Raw genomic sequence first — 15809 nt, forward strand, 5'->3', positions numbered from 1 at the left:
AAGCTGAATTTCGATGTCTCATCCGCCAAAACATCTTCGGCGTTGTAAGGTTAAGCCTCACGGTTCATTAGTATCGGTTAGCTCAACGTATCGCTACGCTTACACACCCGACCTATCAACGTCGTCGTCTTCAACGTTCCTTCAGGACCCTTAAAGGGTCAGGGAGAACTCATCTCGGGGCAAGTTTCGTGCTTAGATGCTTTCAGCACTTATCTCTTCCGCATTTAGCTACCGGGCAATGCCATTGGCATGACAACCCGAACACCAGTGATGCGTCCACTCCGGTCCTCTCGTACTAGGAGCAGCCCCCCTCAATTCTCCAGCGCCCACGGCAGATAGGGACCGAACTGTCTCACGACGTTCTAAACCCAGCTCGCGTACCACTTTAAATGGCGAACAGCCATACCCTTGGGACCTACTTCAGCCCCAGGATGTGATGAGCCGACATCGAGGTGCCAAACACCGCCGTCGATATGAACTCTTGGGCGGTATCAGCCTGTTATCCCCGGAGTACCTTTTATCCGTTGAGCGATGGCCCTTCCATTCAGAACCACCGGATCACTAAGACCTGCTTTCGCACCTGCTCGAGCCGTCACTCTCGCAGTCAAGCTAGCTTATGCCTTTGCACTAACCTCCTGATGTCCGACCAGGATTAGCTAACCTTCGTGCTCCTCCGTTACTCTTTAGGAGGAGACCGCCCCAGTCAAACTACCCACCAGACACTGTCCGCAACCCGGATTACGGGTCTACGTTAGAACACCAGCCATTAAAGGGTGGTATTTCAAGGTTGGCTCCATGCAGACTGGCGTCCACACTTCAAAGCCTCCCACCTATCCTACACATCAAGGACCAGTGTTCAGTGTCAAGCTATAGTAAAGGTTCACGGGGTCTTTCCGTCTTGCCGCGGGTACACTGCATCTTCACAGCGAGTTCAATTTCACTGAGTCTCGGGTGGAGACAGCCTGGCCATCATTACGCCATTCGTGCAGGTCGGAACTTACCCGACAAGGAATTTCGCTACCTTAGGACCGTTATAGTTACGGCCGCCGTTTACCGGGGCTTCGATCAAGAGCTTCTCCTTACGGATAACCCCATCAATTAACCTTCCGGCACCGGGCAGGCGTCACACCGTATACGTCCACTTTCGTGTTTGCACAGTGCTGTGTTTTTAATAAACAGTTGCAGCCAGCTGGTATCTTCGACTGATTTCAGCTCCATGAGTAAATCACTTCACCTACATATCAGCGTGCCTTCTCCCGAAGTTACGGCACCATTTTGCCTAGTTCCTTCACCCGAGTTCTCTCAAGCGCCTTGGTATTCTCTACCTGACCACCTGTGTCGGTTTGGGGTACGATTTTGTGTTACCTGATGCTTAGAGGCTTTTCCTGGAAGCAGGGCATTTGTTACTTCAGCACCGTAGTGCCTCGTCATCACACCTCAGCGTTAACAAGACTCCGGATTTACCTGGAATCTCCGCCTACATGCTTAAACCGGGACAACCGTCGCCCGGCTAACATAGCCTTCTCCGTCCCCCCTTCGCAGTAACACCAAGTACAGGAATATTAACCTGTTTCCCATCGACTACGCCTTTCGGCCTCGCCTTAGGGGTCGACTCACCCTGCCCCGATTAACGTTGGACAGGAACCCTTGGTCTTCCGGCGTGCGGGTTTTTCACCCGCATTATCGTTACTTATGTCAGCATTCGCACTTCTGATACCTCCAGCATGCCTCACAGCACACCTTCAACGGCTTACAGAACGCTCCCCTACCCAACAACACATAGTGTCGCTGCCGCAGCTTCGGTGCATGGTTTAGCCCCGTTACATCTTCCGCGCAGGCCGACTCGACCAGTGAGCTATTACGCTTTCTTTAAATGATGGCTGCTTCTAAGCCAACATCCTGGCTGTCTGTGCCTTCCCACATCGTTTCCCACTTAACCATGACTTTGGGACCTTAGCTGGCGGTCTGGGTTGTTTCCCTCTTCACGACGGACGTTAGCACCCGCCGTGTGTCTCCCGTGATAACATTCTTCGGTATTCGCAGTTTGCATCGGGTTGGTAAGTCGGGATGACCCCCTAGCCGAAACAGTGCTCTACCCCCGAAGATGAATTCACGAGGCGCTACCTAAATAGCTTTCGGGGAGAACCAGCTATCTCCCGGTTTGATTGGCCTTTCACCCCCAGCCACAAGTCATCCGCTAATTTTTCAACATTAGTCGGTTCGGTCCTCCAGTTAGTGTTACCCAACCTTCAACCTGCCCATGGCTAGATCACCGGGTTTCGGGTCTATACCCTGCAACTTAACGCCCAGTTAAGACTCGGTTTCCCTTCGGCTCCCCTATTCGGTTAACCTTGCTACAGAATATAAGTCGCTGACCCATTATACAAAAGGTACGCAGTCACCCCATAAAGAGGCTCCCACTGCTTGTACGTACACGGTTTCAGGTTCTTTTTCACTCCCCTCGCCGGGGTTCTTTTCGCCTTTCCCTCACGGTACTGGTTCACTATCGGTCAGTCAGGAGTATTTAGCCTTGGAGGATGGTCCCCCCATATTCAGACAGGATACCACGTGTCCCGCCCTACTCTTCGAGTTCACAACACATGCACTTTTGTGTACGGGGCTGTCACCCTGTATCGCCGGACTTTCCAGACCGTTCCACTACCACACATGCTGATTCAGACTCTGGGCTGCTCCCCGTTCGCTCGCCGCTACTGGGGGAATCTCGGTTGATTTCTTTTCCTCGGGGTACTTAGATGTTTCAGTTCCCCCGGTTCGCTTCATTACGCTATGTATTCACGTAATGATAGTGTGACGAATCACACTGGGTTTCCCCATTCGGAAATCGCCGGTTATAACGGTTCATATCACCTTACCGACGCTTATCGCAGATTAGCACGTCCTTCATCGCCTCTGACTGCCAGGGCATCCACCGTGTACGCTTAGTCGCTTAACCTCACAACCCGAAGATGTTTCGTAAAACACTTCAGTGTTGCGAAAATTTGAGAGACTCGGACACACCGCTTTTCATTTCTTATTACGGAGAAATGAAACAGTGTGTCGTTTCAATTTTCAGCTTGATCCAGATTTTTAAAGAGCAAATATCTCAAACGAGACTCGAAAGTCTGTTTTGAGATACTTCGGTCGGCGACTTTCACTCACACATACCAGCAAGTGGCGTCCCCTAGGGGATTCGAACCCCTGTTACCGCCGTGAAAGGGCGGTGTCCTGGGCCTCTAGACGAAGGGGACACTGAAGTCTCAATCGAAAGACGCCTTGCTATTTACTTTTCATCAGACAATCTGTGTGAGCACTACAAAGAACGTTTCTTTAAGGTAAGGAGGTGATCCAACCGCAGGTTCCCCTACGGTTACCTTGTTACGACTTCACCCCAGTCATGAATCACAAAGTGGTAAGCGCCCTCCCGAAGGTTAAGCTACCTACTTCTTTTGCAACCCACTCCCATGGTGTGACGGGCGGTGTGTACAAGGCCCGGGAACGTATTCACCGTGGCATTCTGATCCACGATTACTAGCGATTCCGACTTCATGGAGTCGAGTTGCAGACTCCAATCCGGACTACGACATACTTTATGAGGTCCGCTTGCTCTCGCGAGGTCGCTTCTCTTTGTATATGCCATTGTAGCACGTGTGTAGCCCTACTCGTAAGGGCCATGATGACTTGACGTCATCCCCACCTTCCTCCAGTTTATCACTGGCAGTCTCCTTTGAGTTCCCGACCGAATCGCTGGCAACAAAGGATAAGGGTTGCGCTCGTTGCGGGACTTAACCCAACATTTCACAACACGAGCTGACGACAGCCATGCAGCACCTGTCTCACGGTTCCCGAAGGCACCAAGGCATCTCTGCCAAGTTCCGTGGATGTCAAGAGTAGGTAAGGTTCTTCGCGTTGCATCGAATTAAACCACATGCTCCACCGCTTGTGCGGGCCCCCGTCAATTCATTTGAGTTTTAACCTTGCGGCCGTACTCCCCAGGCGGTCGACTTAACGCGTTAGCTCCGGAAGCCACGCCTCAAGGGCACAACCTCCAAGTCGACATCGTTTACGGCGTGGACTACCAGGGTATCTAATCCTGTTTGCTCCCCACGCTTTCGCACCTGAGCGTCAGTCTTTGTCCAGGGGGCCGCCTTCGCCACCGGTATTCCTCCAGATCTCTACGCATTTCACCGCTACACCTGGAATTCTACCCCCCTCTACAAGACTCTAGCCTGCCAGTTTCGGATGCAGTTCCCAGGTTGAGCCCGGGGATTTCACATCCGACTTGACAGACCGCCTGCGTGCGCTTTACGCCCAGTAATTCCGATTAACGCTTGCACCCTCCGTATTACCGCGGCTGCTGGCACGGAGTTAGCCGGTGCTTCTTCTGCGAGTAACGTCAATTGCTGCGGTTATTAACCACAACACCTTCCTCCTCGCTGAAAGTACTTTACAACCCGAAGGCCTTCTTCATACACGCGGCATGGCTGCATCAGGCTTGCGCCCATTGTGCAATATTCCCCACTGCTGCCTCCCGTAGGAGTCTGGACCGTGTCTCAGTTCCAGTGTGGCTGGTCATCCTCTCAGACCAGCTAGGGATCGTCGCCTAGGTGAGCCGTTACCCCACCTACTAGCTAATCCCATCTGGGCACATCCGATGGCAAGAGGCCCGAAGGTCCCCCTCTTTGGTCTTGCGACGTTATGCGGTATTAGCTACCGTTTCCAGTAGTTATCCCCCTCCATCGGGCAGTTTCCCAGACATTACTCACCCGTCCGCCACTCGTCACCCAAGGAGCAAGCTCCTCTGTGCTACCGTTCGACTTGCATGTGTTAGGCCTGCCGCCAGCGTTCAATCTGAGCCATGATCAAACTCTTCAATTTAAGTTTGATGCTCGTGAATTAAACTTCGTAATGAATTACGTGTTCACTCAGAGACTTGGTATTCATTTTTCGTCTTGCGACGTTAAGAATCCGTATCTTCGAGTGCCCACACAGATTGTCTGATAAATTGTTAAAGAGCAGTTGCGACGCGCTTTAGCGCTCTGTCGCGAGGTGGCGTATATTACGCTTTCCTCTTTCAGAGTCAACCCTCATTTTCAGGTTTTTCTCTTCAACCGAACCGGCTGTTTGTGTGAAGTGATTCACATCCGCCGTGTCGATGGAGGCGCATTATAGGGAGTTTCCCGCGGCCCGCAACCCTTAAATTGCAGAAAAATGACTAACCGCTGCATTCCACAGCAAAACCCCGCCTTATACCCATTTACACACAGAGTTATCCACAATCGTAAGCAAAATAGTGGTCAGCCTCCCTGAAAGAAGTGAAAGCAGATAAGGAAATCTCTATATAAAAAGAGACTCGCTCTACGTTATATATAGAAGAAAAGCCCAGGCAGCCCATGCCCCATCATCCCTACCACCTTTGAATTACGCATCCCATCAGGCGATAATACCCATACAAACCGTGATTCCAGGACCGTGATGAGACACTCTCTGCAACGTACTGCTATACGCAAACGCCCGATGAAGCTCGGCACTACCGTGATCCTCATGGTCAGTGCGGTACTCTTCTCCGTGCTGCTTGTCGTTCATCTGATTTATTTCTCGCAAATCAGCAACATGACGCGCGATGCATTAGCGGGTAAAGCGCTTGCGGTCGCACGAACGCTGGCAAACTCCCCGGAGATCCGCCAGGGGCTAATGAAAAAGCCTGAGGAAAGCGGTATTCAGGCGATTGCCCAGGCGGTGAATAAGAGCAACGATTTTTTGTTCATCGTCGTCACCGATATGCAAAGCATTCGTTACTCCCATCCCGAAGCGCAGCGAATCGGTCAGCCGTTTAAAGGCGATGACATTTTGCTGGCCCTGCAAGGGAAAGAGAATGTCGCCATTAATCGCGGATTTCTGGCGCAAGCCCTGCGCGTATTTACCCCTATTTATGACGAGCATCACCGGCAGATAGGCGTCGTGTCGATCGGCCTTGAGCTAAGCAGGGTGACTGAGCAGATCAATAACAGCCGTGGCAGCATCTTTTGGTCCATCTTATTTGGCGTGCTGGTTGGGCTGCTTGGCACATGGGTATTTGTCAAAGTCCTCAAGCGTATTCTGTTTGGTCTGGAGCCTTATGAAATCTCCAATCTGTTCGAACAACGCCAGGCGATGCTGCACTCTATAAAGGAAGGCGTCATTGCCGTTGACGAGTGCGGTGAAGTGACGCTGATAAACCAGGCGGCACAAGACCTGCTGGATTACCACAAATCGCAAGACGATGCCCAGCTCTCCACGCTCAGCCACGCATGGTCAAAAGTGGTCGATTTTTCACAGGTACTGCATGACGGAACGCCGCGTCGCGATGAAGAGATCATGGTGAAGGATCGGCTACTCTTAATTAACACGGTTCCGGTACTCAGCAACGGTAAAATCATCGGGGCCATTTCAACATTCAGAGATAAGACTGAAGTCCGAAAACTTATGCAACGACTGGACGGCATGGTCAACTATGCCGACGCACTTCGTGAACGATCCCACGAATTCATGAATAAATTGCACGTGATTCTGGGATTATTGCATCTGAAAAGTTATAAGCAGCTTGAAAATTACATCCTGAAGACCGCGAACAGTTATCAGGAAGAGATTGGCTCACTGTTAGGAAAAATAAAATCCCCGGTGATCGCAGGATTTTTACTCAGTAAGATTAATCGCACATCTGATTTAGGCCATAGCCTGGTGATCAGCAATGAAAGCCAGTTGCCGGAAAACAGCAACGAAGATCAGGTGGCTGTGCTGATTACCGTTCTGGGGAATTTGATTGAAAACGCCCTGGAGGCGCTAGGTCAAGAACCTGGTGGCGAGATCAGCGTATCCTTGCATTATCGACACGGCTGGTTGCATTGCGAAGTGAATGACGATGGTCCGGGGATTGCCCCCGAACACATTGAGCACATCTTTGAGAAGGGCGTTTCGTCAAAAGGAACCGAACGGGGCGTTGGTTTAGCGCTTGTTAAACAACAGGTTGAAAACGTTGGCGGCAATATTTCCGTCGAGTCTGAACCTGGGATCTTCACCCAATTTTTTGTACAGTTACCGTGGAATGGTGAGAGGGCCAGCAGATGATCAATGTCTTAATTGTCGATGACGATGCAATGGTAGCGGAATTAAACCGCCGTTATGTCGCGCAACTCTCCGGTTTTCATTGCTGCGGCACAGCCTCCACGCTGGAGAAAGCAAAAGAGATAATCTTTCATAGCGGCAATCATATCGATTTGATTTTGCTTGATATTTATATGCAAAAAGAAAACGGTCTGGATCTGTTGCCTGTATTGCACAGCGAAGGTTGCAAGTGTGATGTCATTGTCATCTCTTCCGCCGCTGACGCGACCACCATCAAAGACTCTCTCCACTATGGTGTCGTTGACTACCTGATCAAACCGTTCCAGGCGTCCCGTTTTGAAGAGGCGCTGACCGGCTGGCTACAAAAGAAAACCGAGATGGAAAAGCATCAGTACTATGAACAGTCTGAGCTTGACCAGTTGATTCACGGCAGCTCCTCCAATGAACAGGAAGCGCGGCGCTTACCTAAAGGATTAACGCCACAAACGTTACGCACGCTGTGCCAGTGGATTGATGAGCATCAGGATCAGGAATTCTCCACCGATGAACTGGCCAACGAGGTCAATATCTCGCGCGTTTCTTGCCGTAAATATCTTATCTGGCTCGTCAATTGTCACATCCTATTTACCAGCATCCATTATGGCGTAACCGGTAGACCGGTTTATCGTTACCGCGTTCAGGCTGAACATTACTCATTACTAAAACAATATTGCCAATAAAAACAATTTGGGATTATTTGTTATTTGAAAGTAACAATTATTAAAATAATGAAAAATCCCTTCTTTTCTGAATTATGCTGCAGAATTATAAATTTGCGTTAGATCAAATATATTTGTATCTAGCATGTTAAATGTATTATTTTAATATTGATTAACGTCACACTGTTTTTAATTTCAAAATCGCTAACAAAAGTTAATTAAGTATTATCTAGCTCGCAGAGTGTGTATTTTTACCCATAAAGGATTAGTCTGAAATTAACCAGACATACAAAATCTAGACTGGTAGCAATGGAGACCATGCTACGTACCATGGACACCGTACATTTTTGTGAGCAAATAAAAGTATCCGCACGCCAACCTCATCACATTATGAAATGGCGTGAGCGTGATCACACAAATAACCTACTCACCCATTCTGTCGGTGGTTCACGTAATAGCGGAAAACGCAAAACAGATAAATTACAGCGTCAACCGCAGCTCTCCATGTCCAGCTCTGCTTCCCATCGCCTGAGGATTCTCTCCTCTGATCAAAGCCACAGAAAAAAGCTAAATATCGCCATAACGTTAAAAAAACATTCTAGCAAGACATTTGAACATTAATCGCAAATACGGACATATCGAATACTGACCATTTTTTGATGCCTATTCCGGCAAAAAAGAATGTGGCACAGATCCATTTTTCAAAAAATTGACTGGTTTTTTCGCGAGGGTAAATAAAATGTTATTTAGTATACAACTTCTTATAATATTAATATGTTTGTTTTATGGTGCCAGAAAGGGCGGTATCGCGCTGGGTTTATTAGGCGGTATCGGCCTGGTCATTCTGGTTTTCGTTTTCCATCTCCAGCCGGGTAAACCACCTGTAGATGTAATGCTGGTTATTATTGCCGTGGTGGCCGCATCGGCAACCTTGCAAGCCTCCGGCGGCCTTGACGTTATGCTGCAAATCGCTGAAAAGCTGCTGCGCCGTAACCCAAAATACGTTTCCATCGTCGCCCCGTTCGTTACCTGCACCCTGACGATTCTCTGCGGTACAGGCCACGTGGTATACACCATCCTGCCAATCATTTATGACGTTGCCATTAAGAACAATATTCGCCCGGAACGTCCGATGGCGGCGAGTTCTATCGGTGCGCAGATGGGGATTATCGCCAGCCCGGTGTCCGTGGCCGTTGTATCACTGGTCGCAATGCTGGGTAACGTAACGTTTGAAGGCAAGCATCTTGAATTCCTCGACCTGCTCAGCATCACTATCCCGTCTACCCTGTTGGGTATCCTGGCGATCGGTATCTTCAGTTGGTTCCGCGGTAAAGATCTGGATAAAGATGAAGAGTTCCAGAAGTTTATTTCCGTCCCTGAAAACCACAACTACGTTTATGGCGATACCGCCACACTGTTAGACAAAAAGCTGCCAAAAAGCAACTGGCTGGCCATGTGGATCTTCCTTGCCGCTATCGCCGTTGTTGCCGTGCTCGGCGCGTTCTCTGAGCTGCGCCCTACCTTCAGCGGCAAACCGCTGTCAATGGTACTGGTTATCCAGATGTTCATGCTGCTGACCGGTGCGCTGATTATTATCCTGACGAAGACCAATCCCGCTTCCATATCTAAAAACGAAGTCTTCCGTTCCGGTATGATCGCAATTGTGGCGGTGTACGGTATTGCCTGGATGGCCGAAACAATGTTCGGCGCGCACATGACGGAAATCGAAGGTGTGCTGGGCAATATGGTGAAAGAGTATCCGTGGGCCTATGCAATTGTTCTGCTGTTGGTTTCCAAATTTGTAAACTCCCAGGCTGCGGCGCTGGCGGCGATTGTTCCGGTCGCACTGGCAATTGGGGTTGATCCAGCGTACATCGTTGCTTCCGCTCCGGCATGTTACGGTTACTACATTCTGCCGACTTACCCGAGCGATCTGGCGGCTATTCAGTTTGACCGTTCCGGCACCACCCACATTGGCCGTTTCGTTATCAACCACAGCTTCATTCTACCTGGGTTGATCGGCGTGAGCGTATCCTGTGTCTTTGGTTGGATCTTCGCTGCAATGTACGGTTTCCTGTAATTACAGTGCGCGTGCCGTCCGCTTTAGAACGGCACGCCACCGTCAAGACACAGAGAATTTTAAAATTCCTGAGAAAAATGAAAAGGCTGGAAGCAAATGTCAAAAGTTGAATTCACTTATCAGGCGGCTTTCCCACTGGGGGAAGACAAAACTGAGTACTACCTGCTGACCTCCGATCACGTCAGCGTCGGCGAGTTTGAAGGCGAAACAATCCTGAAAGTAGCGCCTGAAGCACTTACGCTACTGGCCCAACAAGCCTTCCACGATGCCTCCTTCATGCTCCGCCCTGAACACCAACAGCAAGTCGCCTCAATTCTCCATGATCCCGAAGCCAGCGAAAACGATAAATACGTAGCGCTGCAGTTCCTGAGAAACTCCGAAATCGCGGCTAAAGGCGTATTGCCAACCTGCCAGGACACCGGTACGGCAATTATCATGGGTAAAAAAGGTCAGCGCGTCTGGACCGGTGGCGGCGACGAAGCGGCACTCTCCAAGGGCGTATTTAATACCTATATTGAAGATAACCTGCGCTACTCGCAAAACGCGGCGCTGGATATGTACAAAGAAGTGAATACCGGCACCAACCTGCCCGCACAAATCGACCTGTACAGCGTGGATGGTGACGAATACAAATTCCTGTGCGTGGCCAAAGGCGGCGGTTCAGCGAACAAAACCTATCTGTATCAGGAAACCAAAGCGCTGCTGACGCCCGGCAAACTGAAAAACTTCCTGGTAGAGAAAATGCGCACGCTGGGTACCGCAGCATGCCCGCCGTACCACATTGCATTCGTCATTGGCGGCACGTCAGCGGAAAGCACCCTGAAAACGGTGAAGCTGGCCAGCACACACTACTATGACGCACTGCCGACTGAAGGTAATGCGCACGGCCAGGCGTTCCGCGATCTGCAACTGGAACAGGAACTGCTGGAAGAAGCGCAGAAACTCGGCCTCGGCGCCCAGTTTGGCGGGAAATACTTCGCGCACGATATCCGCGTGATCCGCCTGCCTCGCCACGGCGCATCCTGCCCGGTTGGTATGGGTGTGTCTTGCTCCGCAGACCGTAACATCAAGGCCAAGATTAACCGCGAAGGGATCTGGATCGAAAAACTGGAACATAACCCAGCCCAGTACATTCCGGAGTCGCTGCGCCAGGCAGGCGAAGGTGAAGTGGTTAAAGTTGACCTTAACCGCCCAATGAAAGAGATCCTCGCTCAGCTCTCTCAGTATCCGGTTTCTACCCGTCTGTCGCTGAGCGGCACCATCATTGTCGGTCGCGATATTGCCCACGCGAAGCTAAAAGAACGTATTGAGTCCGGCGAAGGTCTGCCGCAGTACGTGAAAGATCACCCTATCTACTACGCGGGCCCGGCCAAAACACCTGCGGGTTATCCGTCCGGCTCTTTAGGGCCAACCACTGCGGGTCGTATGGACTCCTATGTTGACCTGCTACAGTCTCACGGTGGCAGCATGATCATGCTGGCAAAAGGTAACCGTAGCCAGCAGGTGACAGACGCCTGCCATAAACACGGCGGCTTCTATTTAGGCAGTATTGGTGGCCCGGCAGCGGTACTTGCGCAGCAGAGTATTAAACATCTGGAATGCGTGGAATACCCGGAGCTGGGTATGGAAGCTATCTGGAAAATCGAAGTCGAAGATTTCCCGGCTTTCATTCTGGTCGATGACAAAGGCAACGATTTCTTCCAGCAAATCGTCAGCAAACAATGCGCTAACTGCGCGAAGTAACCCATTCGGCCCGGCACTGGACTGACAACAGATTTTTGGCGTCAGTCCAGTGATCCCCCCGGGCCAACTTTATCCCCCCATTTACTGGCGTTGAATTTTTGCCGCTCACAGGGAATAGTAACCTTTTCCATTACTTGTGAATTCGCCATGCTCCGCACACTGAACTCCACAATCTTGCACTCTGGCGCGCTGCTCCTGGCGCTAATACTTATCTACACCGGTGTCTCTGCCACGGAGAAAATCACCTGGCTGATGGAAGTTACGCCGGTCATTATTGTCGTCCCACTGTTGCTGGCAACCGTGAAGCGCTACCCGCTGACGCCATTGCTCTACACGCTCATTTTCTTGCACGCCATCATTCTGATGGTCGGCGGTATGTATACCTACGCTAAAGTCCCTGTCGGTTTTCAGGTTCAGGAGTGGCTGGATCTCAGTCGTAACCCCTATGACAAGCTGGGTCACTTCTTCCAGGGTCTGGTGCCCGCCCTGACGGCAAGAGAGATTTTAGTGCACGGTAATATAGTTCGTGGCCGCAAAATGCTGGCATTTTTGGTCTGCTGCGTGGCGCTGGCGATTAGCGCGATGTATGAGCTGATCGAATGGTGGGCGGCGCTGGCGATGGGTCAGGGAGCGGATGATTTTCTCGGGACGCAGGGCGACCCATGGGATACCCAGTCGGATATGTTCTGCGCCCTGCTCGGTGCGCTAACCACGGTGCTCGTGTTGGCGGGCTGGCACAACAGACAGTTAAAAACTGCCGGATAGCGCTGACGCTTATCCGGCAATCTGCTCTACCCATTGCGAGACTTGATAACCAGAATCGGCAAGGCGAACAGGAGTGTCAGAAAGTTCGCCATGCTGACGGCAGTATCTTCAATCAATAATCCATAAATCAGCCACAACACCAGCCCACACACAAACATTACATACATTAAACCGGAGATACCCTGCGTGTTGCGGGTGGTAATGACCTTAATCGCTTGCGGTAAGAATGAGAGCGTCGTCAGGCTAGCCGCCAAATACCCAATCCACGAATGCCATTCCATAGCTACGCCTTCACATCACCTGGGGTGACTACCGCAATAGCCGGGATATCCGGTTGCTCATGGTGCTGCGGCACCTTACGGTACTTATCCAACAAATGAATCTGGACCCTGCGCAGCGTGTCGCCGTTCAGTCGGTAAAAGCGGAAGTAAAGGACTAAGGTCACCACAAAAAAGAGTGCTGGTAGCGCGATCATAATGAATTGCATACCAACAATGGTTTCTGCAGACTGCGCGACATTCGGCGCGTAATTAATCACCCCAAGTATCACTGCGATAAAGAAAGCGGCAAACGCAGACCCTCCTTTTACCACCATCGTCTGCACTGAATAAGCGATACTTTCACAACGTACATTCAGTTTGTATTCGCCGTAATCAACGGTATCCGCCACCATAATGACCTGCAACACCCAGAAAAGCGCTGAACCAACATTCAGTAAAATACCAGCAATAACAATGAGTAAGATGTTATGGAAACCGGCTAACGCCATCACCAGCAAAACGATACAGCTGAGCACCGGCAGCACGGATGCCCCAGCCCACAGGATCCGTCGTGACAACGCTTTTACCAATCGAGGAAAGAAAATCAGCGTCAGCAGGTTTGCCGCTCCTGCGTAAGACATGTAGTACGGGAAGAGGCTTGCATCGCCAATCACATAAGTAAAATAGTAAATGGCAAAGCCAGCAATGATATTGGCGGCAATATTATAAGCCAGCGCCATGCCTAGCAGGCATGATAACTGGTCGTTTTTATAGATGAGCCCAACGATCGCTTTCAGCCCAAGACGACTGCTGTCCGCCGTTGCCTCACTATCTGACGAATAAACCTCATGCACATTACGCAGCGTAACAACGGTAGAAACGATAAAGAATGTAATCAGCACCAGCGTAAACATCTGGAAACCAAAGCCGCGATCAGCCCCGCCAACATAGCTCACAAAGGGCAGTGTCACACCCGCGGTGACAAACCCAGCCAGGCTTGCGAAGAAACGAGGGAACGGCACCAGTTGTTCACGCTCGCGTTTATCCAGCGTAATAGTTGGTACCAGCGACCAGAATGGAATATCCATAATGGTGTAGGTCATTCCCCATAATATATACGTCACGCACACAAATACGACTTGCGCAGTGCCCTCAAACAAATGTGCGCTAAAAAGCAAAAACAGCACCAATGAGTTCGCCAGCGTACCGAGTAAGATCCAGGGTTTAAATTTTCCCCACCGCGACCGGGTGGCGTTCACAATCCAGCCCATGATGGGATCGTTTACCGCATCCCAGACCCTTGCCGCCAGGAACAACGTTCCGACCAGCCCCACCGATAATCCCACCACGTCGGTGTAGTAATACATCAGGTACATGTACACAATACCGATGGCGAAATCCTTACCAAACGCTCCAAATCCGTAACTGAGTTTTGTTTTCAGAGAGATGCTCATAGGGTATCGGGTCGCCGTTACCAGCGCCCGCCTTCTGTTAGAGGAAACGTCAGAGGTTAAACGCCGGATGCTCTGCCCGGCGTAATGGTGTGTTAACGGTGTAACCAGGCCGGCAGCCAGTCGCCATGAGACGCGATCAGATCGTCCACCAGCGCATAAATCTCCTCAATCCCCAATACCGCGGCGGTATGCGGATCCATCATCGCCGCGTGATAAACACGATCGCGATTTTCCGTCAGAATGGCTTCCGTTAGCAGGGTCTGAACATTGATATTGGTTTGCATCATGGCCGCCAAATGTGACGGGAGAGAACCCACCTTCGTTGGCTGGATACCATTCGCATCGACCAGGCAAGCCACCTCCACGCAACAGCCTTGCGGCAGGTTATCAATCAGATGGTCATTGCGAACGTTGCCATACACCACGCTCGGTTCGCTGGTCCAGATAGCGTTCATGATAGTGCTGGCATATTCACGTGACGGTTTAATCTCGATCCGCGCCGCCGTTTTGTACTCTTCCAGCTCTTTGTTCCAGTTCGCCAGCTGTTCCACACAGCGTTTTGGATACTCATCCAGTGGAACCTTATAGCGCTCAATCAGATCCTCACGCCCTGGTTTGATAAACCACGGCGTATATTCCGCGAAATGCTCCGACGACTCAGTGACGAAATAGCCCAGCTTTTTGAACATTTCATAGCGCACAATGTTCTGACAACGGGTATTACCATGAAGATTCGGTTTCGGCGCCTGACCAGATTCATAGGCCGCCAGCAGCTCCGGATAGAGATTCACATAAGCACCGTCAGCCGTTTTACGCTCAAGTTCCAGATAAAACGCCATATGGTTGATCCCGGCGCAGCGATAGCGCAAAGAGGCCGGGTCGATGTTCAAATCGCGGGCCAGCTCCTCCGCTGTCCCTTGCACCGAGTGACACAATCCAACCTGCTTAATATGCGGATAGCGCGCATACATTGCCCAGGTGTTCATCGCCATCGGGTTAACGTAGTTAAGCATGGTGGCCTGCGGGCAGACTTCGGTCATATCCTCACAAATCTGCCATAAATGCGGGATAGTGCGCAGCGCGCGCATAATGCCGCCTGGCCCCAACGTATCGGCAATCGTCTGCTCCAGACCATGACGTTTACACACCGCAAAATCGGTAACGGTACAAGGTTCATAGCCACCAATCTGGAAAGCGACCACCACAAAATCAGCATCCTGCAATGCCGCTTTTTGATCGGTATAGCAGGTGATACGCCCGGACGCGCCCGCTGAGTCCATCAACTTACGCACCACAATGTGTGACTCTTCCAGCCGAGTAGGATTGACGTCCATCAAGGCGATATGCGCAGATTTCAGCGCATCGCGATGAAAGACGTCCCCGAGGATATTTTTAACGAAAATCGTGGAACCGGCGCCGATAAAGGTAATTTTGGGTGCAGACATCATGACTCTCCAGAACATTAGTGAACACAGTCATGGTGGCACAGCGCATTGATGAAAACTTCCGACTTCCCTGGCGAGCATTCCCATAAACTCAGATCGCCTCTTTGTCCCATACTGGATCTGAGTTTATGGGACAAAATTGCACAAAAAGCAGAGTATGCGGCCCCAAAATCTCACTATGCTCAATGATATCGGTCCGATTTGTGTCCTGATTCTCAGCCTTAATGCGCAGCAAATGACATGATTCTGATAATTCAGGAAAT

The 15809-nt window shown here is 50.7% G+C and carries 9 protein-coding genes, 1 tRNA gene and 2 rRNA genes; 6 read left to right on the forward strand and 6 right to left on the reverse strand.

What is annotated here, in order from left to right:
* Window positions 1–46: 46 nt before the first annotated feature.
* The 3 genes from HV314_RS23030 to HV314_RS23040 form a co-directional block, all read right to left on the reverse strand.
* A 23S ribosomal RNA gene (locus tag HV314_RS23030) occupies window positions 47–2953 on the reverse strand.
* Window positions 2954–3172: 219 nt separating this feature from the next.
* Window positions 3173–3248: transfer RNA gene (locus tag HV314_RS23035), tRNA-Glu, on the reverse strand.
* A gap of 85 nt (window positions 3249–3333) precedes the next feature.
* Window positions 3334–4875: ribosomal RNA gene (locus tag HV314_RS23040) — 16S ribosomal RNA — on the reverse strand.
* The 16S and 23S rRNA genes sit together here with 1 tRNA gene alongside, the layout of an rRNA operon.
* A gap of 597 nt (window positions 4876–5472) precedes the next feature.
* On the opposite strand from HV314_RS23040, the gene HV314_RS23045 reads away from it, so the two are divergent.
* From HV314_RS23045 to HV314_RS23070, 6 genes are all read left to right on the forward strand, one after another.
* Complete coding sequence (locus HV314_RS23045) at window positions 5473–7104, forward strand: sensor histidine kinase (RefSeq protein ID WP_181546789.1); 1632 nt, start codon at window positions 5473–5475, stop codon at window positions 7102–7104.
* Window positions 7101–7820: a two-component system response regulator DcuR gene (dcuR, locus tag HV314_RS23050; RefSeq protein ID WP_016155419.1), complete on the forward strand. Its 720-nt coding sequence runs from the start codon at window positions 7101–7103 to the stop codon at window positions 7818–7820. Before HV314_RS23045 ends, dcuR begins: the two co-directional genes overlap by 4 nt.
* Before the next feature lie 297 nt (window positions 7821–8117).
* Window positions 8118–8420 (forward strand): hypothetical protein, encoded by a 303-nt coding sequence (locus tag HV314_RS23055; protein ID WP_131341598.1) that lies wholly within the window; start codon window positions 8118–8120, stop codon window positions 8418–8420.
* A gap of 118 nt (window positions 8421–8538) precedes the next feature.
* Complete coding sequence (gene dcuB, locus HV314_RS23060; RefSeq protein WP_003031873.1) at window positions 8539–9879, forward strand: anaerobic C4-dicarboxylate transporter DcuB; 1341 nt, start codon at window positions 8539–8541, stop codon at window positions 9877–9879.
* 96 nt (window positions 9880–9975) lie between these two features.
* A complete protein-coding gene (gene fumA / locus HV314_RS23065) occupies window positions 9976–11622 on the forward strand; it encodes a class I fumarate hydratase FumA (RefSeq protein WP_016155418.1) in 1647 nt (548 codons plus the stop codon).
* A gap of 147 nt (window positions 11623–11769) precedes the next feature.
* A complete protein-coding gene (locus tag HV314_RS23070) occupies window positions 11770–12387 on the forward strand; it encodes a DUF2238 domain-containing protein (protein ID WP_181546791.1) in 618 nt (205 codons plus the stop codon).
* Between the two features lie 26 nt (window positions 12388–12413).
* Here the strand turns inward: HV314_RS23070 and HV314_RS23075 are convergent, their stop codons facing one another.
* From HV314_RS23075 to melA, 3 genes are all read right to left on the reverse strand, one after another.
* On the reverse strand, window positions 12414–12668 hold the full coding sequence (locus HV314_RS23075; protein WP_016155416.1) for a SemiSWEET transporter: 255 nt from the start codon (window positions 12666–12668) through the stop codon (window positions 12414–12416).
* Window positions 12669–12670: 2 nt separating this feature from the next.
* Window positions 12671–14101 (reverse strand): melibiose:sodium transporter MelB, encoded by a 1431-nt coding sequence (gene melB, locus HV314_RS23080; RefSeq protein ID WP_181546793.1) that lies wholly within the window; start codon window positions 14099–14101, stop codon window positions 12671–12673.
* Window positions 14102–14193: 92 nt separating this feature from the next.
* Window positions 14194–15549, reverse strand: coding sequence for an alpha-galactosidase (gene melA, locus HV314_RS23085; protein ID WP_181546795.1), 1356 nt, complete (start codon window positions 15547–15549; stop codon window positions 14194–14196).
* Window positions 15550–15809 lie beyond the last annotated feature (260 nt).

Source organism: Citrobacter sp. RHBSTW-00887 (assembly GCF_013728095.1).
GTDB classification, from domain to species: domain Bacteria; phylum Pseudomonadota; class Gammaproteobacteria; order Enterobacterales; family Enterobacteriaceae; genus Citrobacter; species Citrobacter braakii.

Bases quoted from the DNA above. Each gene is read 5' to 3' on its own strand.
- HV314_RS23045 (WP_181546789.1), top strand. From the start codon at position 5,473: ATGAGACACTCTCTGCAACGTACTGCTATACGCAAACGCCCGATGAAG.
- dcuR (WP_016155419.1), top strand. From the start codon at position 7,101: ATGATCAATGTCTTAATTGTCGATGACGATGCAATGGTAGCGGAATTA.
- HV314_RS23055 (WP_131341598.1), top strand. From the start codon at position 8,118: ATGCTACGTACCATGGACACCGTACATTTTTGTGAGCAAATAAAAGTA.
- dcuB (WP_003031873.1), top strand. From the start codon at position 8,539: ATGTTATTTAGTATACAACTTCTTATAATATTAATATGTTTGTTTTAT.
- fumA (WP_016155418.1), top strand. From the start codon at position 9,976: ATGTCAAAAGTTGAATTCACTTATCAGGCGGCTTTCCCACTGGGGGAA.
- HV314_RS23070 (WP_181546791.1), top strand. From the start codon at position 11,770: ATGCTCCGCACACTGAACTCCACAATCTTGCACTCTGGCGCGCTGCTC.
- HV314_RS23075 (WP_016155416.1), bottom strand. From the start codon at position 12,668: ATGGAATGGCATTCGTGGATTGGGTATTTGGCGGCTAGCCTGACGACG.
- melB (WP_181546793.1), bottom strand. From the start codon at position 14,101: ATGAGCATCTCTCTGAAAACAAAACTCAGTTACGGATTTGGAGCGTTT.
- melA (WP_181546795.1), bottom strand. From the start codon at position 15,549: ATGATGTCTGCACCCAAAATTACCTTTATCGGCGCCGGTTCCACGATT.